The following is a 6,459-nucleotide window of genomic DNA, read 5'->3' on the forward strand; positions in this document are numbered from 1 at the left end:
CCCGGGTCCCACCCGCCGCGCCCCCCTCGGCCGCGTCGCCGGAGCCCGCAGCGGCGACAAGGGCGGCGACGCGAACGTCGGCGTGTGGGTGCGGTCGGAGGAGGCCTGGCGGTGGCTCGCCCACGAGCTGACGGAGGACCGGTTCCGCGCCCTGCTCCCCGAGACGGCCGGGCTGCGCGTCGTCCGGCACGTCCTGCCCAACCTGCGCGCCCTGAACTTCGTCGTCGAGGGCCTGCTCGGCGAGGGCGTCGCGTCCCAGGCCCGCTTCGACCCGCAGGCCAAGGGCCTCGGCGAGTGGCTGCGCGCCCGTCACCTGGACATACCGGAGGTACTGCTGTGAGCACGGACAGCCCGAGCGCGACGCCGGAGACGCCGGAGGTGCGGGGATGAGCGTCATCGCCTCCGCGCTGGACCCGGCGGGCGCCGAGTACGCCGAGCACCGCGCGGCCATGCTGGAGCGCCTTGCCGAGCTCGGCACCGAACAGGCCAAGGCACTCGATGGCGGCGGCGAGAAGTACGTCCAGCGCCACCGGAAGCGGGGCAAGCTGCTCGCGCGCGAGCGCATCGAACTGCTCCTTGACCCCGACACCCCGTTCCTCGAACTGTCCCCGCTGGCCGCCTGGGGCAGCGAGTACCCCGTGGGCGCCTCGATGGTGACCGGCATCGGGGTCGTCGAGGGCGTCGAGTGCCTGATCACCGCCAACGACCCGACGGTCAGGGGCGGCGCGTCCAACCCCTGGACGCTGAAGAAGGCGTTCCGGGCGCACGAGATCGGGCACGCCAACCGGCTGCCGTCGATCCACCTGGTGGAGTCGGGCGGCGCGGACCTGCCGTCGCAGAAGGAGATCTTCATCCCGGGCGGCGCCCTCTTCAAGCACCTCACGCAGTCCTCGGCGGCCGGTATCCCGACCATCGCCGTCGTCTTCGGCAACTCCACGGCGGGCGGCGCCTACGTACCCGGCATGAGCGACCACGTGATCATGGTCAAGGAGCGCGCCAAGGTCTTCCTCGGCGGGCCGCCGCTGGTGAAGATGGCGACCGGCGAGGAGAGCGACGACGAATCGCTCGGCGGCGCCGAGATGCACGCCCGTACCTCCGGCCTCGCCGACCATCTCGCCGAGGACGAGCACGACGCGCTGCGCCAGACCCGCCGCGTCGTCGCCCGCCTCAACTGGCGCAAGGCGCACGCCGACCCCGACCCGCTGACCGTCGAGCCGCCCAAGTACGCCGAGGACGAGCTGCTCGGCATCGTCCCCGGCGACCTGAAGAAGCCCTTCGACCCGCGCGAGGTCATCGCCCGGATCGTCGACGGCTCCGACTTCGACGAGTTCAAGCCGCTGTACGGAAGCTCGCTCGTGACCGGCTGGGCCGCGCTGCACGGCTATCCGATCGGCATCCTCGCCAACGCCCAGGGCGTGCTGTTCAGCGCGGAGTCACAGAAGGCGGCCCAGTTCATCCAGCTCGCCAACCAGCGCGACATACCGCTGCTCTTCCTGCACAACACCACCGGCTACATGGTCGGCAAGGAGTACGAGCAGGGCGGCATCATCAAGCACGGCGCCATGATGATCAACGCCGTCTCCAACTCGCGCGTACCGCACCTCTCCGTCCTGATGGGCGCCTCCTACGGCGCCGGGCACTACGGCATGTGCGGGCGCGCCTACGACCCCCGCTTCCTCTTCGCCTGGCCGAGCGCCAAGTCGGCCGTGATGGGCCCGCAGCAGCTCGCGGGCGTCCTCTCGATCGTCGCCAGGCAGTCGGCCGCGGCGAAGGGGCAGCCCTACGACGACGAGGCCGACGCCGCGCTGCGCGCGATGGTGGAGCGGCAGATCGAGTCCGAGTCCCTGCCGATGTTCCTCTCCGGGCGGCTCTACGACGACGGCGTCATCGATCCGCGGGACACCCGCACCGTGCTCGGCCTGTGCCTGTCCGCGCTCCACACGGCCCCCTTCGAGGGCGCGCGCGGCGGCTTCGGCGTCTTCCGGATGTGAGGCAGTGACGACAGTGACGACGATCAAGTCCGTTCTTGTGGCCAACCGCGGCGAGATCGCCTGCCGCGTCTTCCGCACCTGCCGCGACCTCGGCATCGCCACGGTCGCCGTGTACTCCGACGCCGACGCGGACGCCCTGCACGTCCGGGCGGCCGACGCGGCGGTACGGCTGCCGGGCGCGGCGCCCGCCGACACCTATCTCCGCGGCGAGCTCATCGTGAAGGCGGCGCAGACCGCCGGCGCCGACGCCGTCCACCCCGGCTACGGCTTCCTCTCCGAGAACGCGGGGTTCGCCCGCGCGGTCCTCGACGCGGGCCTGACCTGGATCGGCCCGCCGCCCGAGGCGATCGAGGCGATGGCCTCCAAGACCCGCGCCAAGGAACTCCTCGGCATCGCACCGCTCACCGAGGTCACCGAGGGCGACCTGCCGGTCCTGGTGAAGGCGGCGGCCGGTGGTGGCGGGCGCGGCATGCGCGTCGTCCGCGCGCTGGCCGACCTGGCGGCGGAGCTGACGGCCGCGCGCGCGGAGGCGGCGAGCGCCTTCGGCGACGGCGAGGTGTTCACCGAGCCGTTCATCGAGGGCGGGCGCCACATCGAGGTGCAGGTCATGGCCGACGCGCACGGCACGGTGTGGGCGCTCGGCACCCGCGACTGCACCCTCCAGCGCAGGCACCAGAAGGTCATCGAGGAGTCGCCCGCGCCGGGCCTCGCCCCCGGCCTCGTCGCCGAGCTGCACGAACGGTCCGTACGGGCGGCCCGCGTGACCGGCTACCGGGGCGCGGGCACGGTGGAGTTCCTCGTCGCCGGGGGACGCGCGCACTTCCTGGAGATGAACACCCGCCTCCAGGTGGAACACCCCGTGACCGAGGCGGTGTTCGGCCTTGACCTGGTGGCGCTCCAGATCCAGGTGGCCGAGGGCCGCGCCCTCGACGAGGAGCCGCCGCCCGCGCGCGGCCACGCCGTGGAGGCCCGCCTCTACGCCGAGGACCCCGCCGCAGACTGGGCCCCGCAGACCGGCACCCTGCACCGGATCGACGTGCCGGGCGTCCGCCTGGACACCGGGTACACCGACGGCGACACCGTCGGCGTGCACTACGACGCGATGCTCGCCAAGGCCGTCGTGCACGCGCCGACCCGCGAGCAGGCCGTGCGCGGCCTCGCGGGCGCCCTGGAACGGGCCGCCCTGCACGGCCCCGTCACCAACCGCGACCTGCTCGTACGCTCCCTGCGGCACCCGGAGTTCACCGAGGCGCGCATGGACACCGGCTTCTACGACCGGTACGCCGCCGACCTCGCCCGCGCCGCCCCCGACCCGCTCGCCCCACTGGCCGCCTCACTCGCCGACGCGCACGGCCGCTCCCGGTTCGGCGGCTGGCGCAACCTCCGCTCACAGCCGCACCTCAAGCGCTGGCGCACCGAACCGGACGGCACCGAGCACGAGGTGCGCTACGACCACACCCGCGAGGGATGGCGGGCCGACGGGGTCCGGGTGCTCGACGTGAGCGCCGCCCGGGTCGTCCTCGAAGCCGACGGCGTACGCAGGACGTACGAGGTCACGCGGTACGGCGGCACCACAGGCCGGGTGCACGTCACCTCACCGCGCGGCCACACGGCCCTGACCCCGCTGCCCCTGCTCCCCGAACCCACCGCCCGCCGCGAGCCCGGCTCCCTGCTCGCCCCGATGCCCGGCACCGTCGTACGCGTCGCCGAAGGACTCGCCGAAGGGGCCCGGGTCACCGCCGGGCAGCCCCTCATCTGGCTGGAGGCCATGAAGATGGAGCACCGCATCACCGCTCCCGCCTCCGGCACGCTCACCGCCCTGCACGCCGCGACCGGCCGCCAGGTCGAGGTCGGCGCGCTGCTCGCCGTCGTCCAGGAGGAATCACGCTCATGAGCACCGCTCGCAGCACTGTCCTCGAAACCGAGGAGCACCAGGCCCTGCGCGCCGCCGTCGCGGCCCTCGGCAAGCGGTACGGCCGCGCCTACCTGACCCGCGTCACCCAGGACGGGGGCCACCCCGAGGAGCTGTGGGCGGACGCCGCGAAACTGGGGTACCTGGGCGTGAACCTGCCTGAGGAGTACGGCGGCGGAGGCGGCGGCATGGCCGAGCTCTCCATCGTCCTGGAAGAGCTGGGCGCGGCGGGCTGCCCGCTCCTGATGCTGGTCGTCTCGCCCGCGATCTGCGGCACCGTCATCGCCCGGTTCGGCACCGAGGAGCAGAAGCGGGCCTGGCTGCCGGGGCTCGCCGACGGCTCGCGCACCATGGCCTTCGGCATCACCGAACCCGACGCGGGCTCCAACTCCCACCGCATCACCACCACGGCCCGCCGCGACCCCGACTCCGGCGACTGGCTCCTGACCGGCCGCAAGGTCTTCATCTCCGGCGTGGACATCGCCGACGCCACCCTGATCGTCGGCCGCACCTCGGACGCCCGCACCGGCAGCCTCAAACCGTGCCTGTTCATCGTCCCGCGCGACACCCCGGGCTTCCAGCGCTCTCAGATCGCGATGGAACTCCAGGCGGCGGAGAAGCAGTTCGAGCTGACGCTTGACGATGTGCGGCTGCCCCCGGAGGCGCTCGTCGGCGACGAGAACGCGGGTCTGCTCCAGCTCTTCGCGGGCCTCAACCCCGAGCGGATCATGACGGCCGCGTTCTCCCTCGGCATGGCCCGCTTCGCCCTGGAGCGCGCCACCGTGTACGCCAGGGAACGCACCGTCTGGAAGACTCCCATCGGCGCCCACCAGGCCATCGCACACCCCCTGGCCCAGTCCCACATCGAGATCGAGCTGGCCCGCCTGATGATGCAGAAGGCCGCCCGCCTCTACGACGACGGCGACGACATGGGCGCGGGCGAGGCCGCCAACATGGCCAAGCTCGCCGCCGCCGACGCCTGCGTGAAGGCCGTCGACCAGGCCGTGCACACCCTCGGCGGCAACGGCCTCACCAAGGAGTTCGGCCTCGCCTCGCTGATCGTGGCCTCGCGGGTGGCGAGGATCGCCCCGGTCAGCAGGGAGATGATCCTGAACTACGTCTCCCACCAGACGCTGGGCCTGCCGAAGTCGTACTGAAGGCGTCGTACCCGGAGAGGAGCCCGAGATGGGCCTGGTCGTCTCGTCACCGGCGCGCGGCGTCGTCACCGTCACCCTGGACTTCCCCGAGCGCCGCAACGCGCTCTCGGCCGACCTGGTGGGCGCCCTCTCCGAGGCGCTCGGCGACCTCGGCCGGGACCCCGGGGTCCGCGCGGTCCTGCTCACCCACACCGGCACGACGTTCTGCTCGGGCGCCGACCTCAAGGCGCCGCCCGCCCCTGAGGCCTTCGTACGGCTCCTGCGGCAGATCCTTGAGCTGCCCACACCGGTGGTCGCCCGGGTCACGGGGCACGTCAGGGCGGGCGGGCTCGGGCTGCTCGGCGCGTGCGACATGGCGGTGGCGGGACCCGGCGCGTCCTTCGCGCTCACCGAGGTCCGCCCCCRYGTCGCRCSCGCCGTGATCTCCCTGACGCTGCTGCCCCGCCTCGACCCGGGCGCCGCCTCCCGGTACTGCCTGACGGGGGAGCGCTTCGATGCCGCGGAGGCGGCGCGGATCGGCCTCGTCACGGCCTGCGCGGAGGACGTCGACGCCGCGCTCGCCCCGATGCTCGACGGGCTCCGCAAGGCGGCGCCGGGAGCCCTGGGCGAGACGAAGCGGCTGCTCACGGCTAGGGTGCTCGACGCATTCGACGACCACTCGGACGCTGTCGTCGCCCTGTCCGCGCGGCTCTTCGGCTCCGCCGAGGCGAGCGAGGGGATGACGGCGTTCCTCGAACGACGGGAGCGCCCATGGGTGCTGTGACCGCCGCGGACCGCTCGCCCAAGCAGGACCGCAGCCGCGCGACGCGGCAGCGGCTCCTGGAGGCCGCCGTGTCCTGCCTCGCCGAGCACGGCTGGGCGGGCTCCACGGTCTCGGTCGTCGCCGAGCGGGCCGGGGTCTCGCGGGGCGCGGCGCAGCACCACTTCCCGACCCGGGAGGACCTCTTCACCGCGGCCGTCGAGTACGTCGCCGAGCAGCGCTCCACGGCGCTGCGTGCCCTGCCCGCGCAGGACAGGGCGTCCGTCGTCGCCGCCCTGGTCGACCTCTACACGGGTCCGCTCTTCCGCGCGGCGCTCCACCTCTGGGTGGCCGCGTCGAACGAGCCGCAGCTCGGGGGCCGGGTCACGGAGCTGGAATCCCGCGTCGGCCGCGAGACGCACCGCATCGCGGTGGAACTCCTCGGCGCCGACGAGTCAGTCCCCGGCGTCCGGGAGACCATCCAGGGCCTCCTGGACATGGCCCGCGGCCTGGGCCTCGCGAACCTGCTCACGGATGACGGGGCACGGCGGGAACGGGTGGTGACCCAGTGGACGCAACTGGTGGAGCGGGCGCTGCGCTGAAACGCCGGAGGGGCTGCATCTTCAGCCCCTCCGGCGTTTGAGGAGCGGGGTCCGGGGC

The 6,459-nt window shown here is 73.4% G+C and carries 6 protein-coding genes; all 6 read left to right on the top strand.

Features of this window, described 5'->3' with window-relative positions; genetic code table 11:
* On the top strand, window positions 1-340 hold a 340-nt coding region (locus AB8Z36_RS28200), incomplete at its 5' end, for an AtuA-related protein (protein ID WP_440582014.1).
* A gap of 46 nt (window positions 341-386) precedes the next feature.
* The gene (locus AB8Z36_RS28205) at window positions 387-1,991 is read left to right on the top strand and encodes an acyl-CoA carboxylase subunit beta (RefSeq protein ID WP_369216202.1); all 1,605 of its coding nucleotides are present in this window, start codon (window positions 387-389) and stop codon (window positions 1,989-1,991) included.
* A 4-nt stretch (window positions 1,992-1,995) separates the two neighbouring features.
* Entirely contained in the window at window positions 1,996-3,885 is a 1,890-nt protein-coding gene (locus AB8Z36_RS28210; RefSeq protein ID WP_369216203.1) for an acetyl/propionyl/methylcrotonyl-CoA carboxylase subunit alpha, read from the top strand.
* Window positions 3,882-5,060: an acyl-CoA dehydrogenase family protein gene (locus AB8Z36_RS28215; RefSeq protein ID WP_369216204.1), complete on the top strand. Its 1,179-nt coding sequence runs from the start codon at window positions 3,882-3,884 to the stop codon at window positions 5,058-5,060. Before AB8Z36_RS28210 ends, AB8Z36_RS28215 begins: the two co-directional genes overlap by 4 nt.
* A gap of 28 nt (window positions 5,061-5,088) precedes the next feature.
* Window positions 5,089-5,823, top strand: a complete 735-nt coding sequence (locus tag AB8Z36_RS28220) for an enoyl-CoA hydratase family protein (protein ID WP_369216205.1) — start codon at window positions 5,089-5,091, stop codon at window positions 5,821-5,823.
* Window positions 5,811-6,401, top strand: a complete 591-nt coding sequence (locus tag AB8Z36_RS28225; protein ID WP_369216206.1) for a TetR/AcrR family transcriptional regulator — start codon at window positions 5,811-5,813, stop codon at window positions 6,399-6,401. The genes AB8Z36_RS28220 and AB8Z36_RS28225 overlap by 13 nt, the downstream gene beginning before the upstream one ends.
* The last annotated feature ends 58 nt before the right edge of the window (window positions 6,402-6,459 follow it).

It is taken from the genome of Streptomyces flavofungini, from assembly GCF_041028215.1.
Lineage (GTDB): Bacteria > Actinomycetota > Actinomycetes > Streptomycetales > Streptomycetaceae > Streptomyces > Streptomyces flavofungini_B.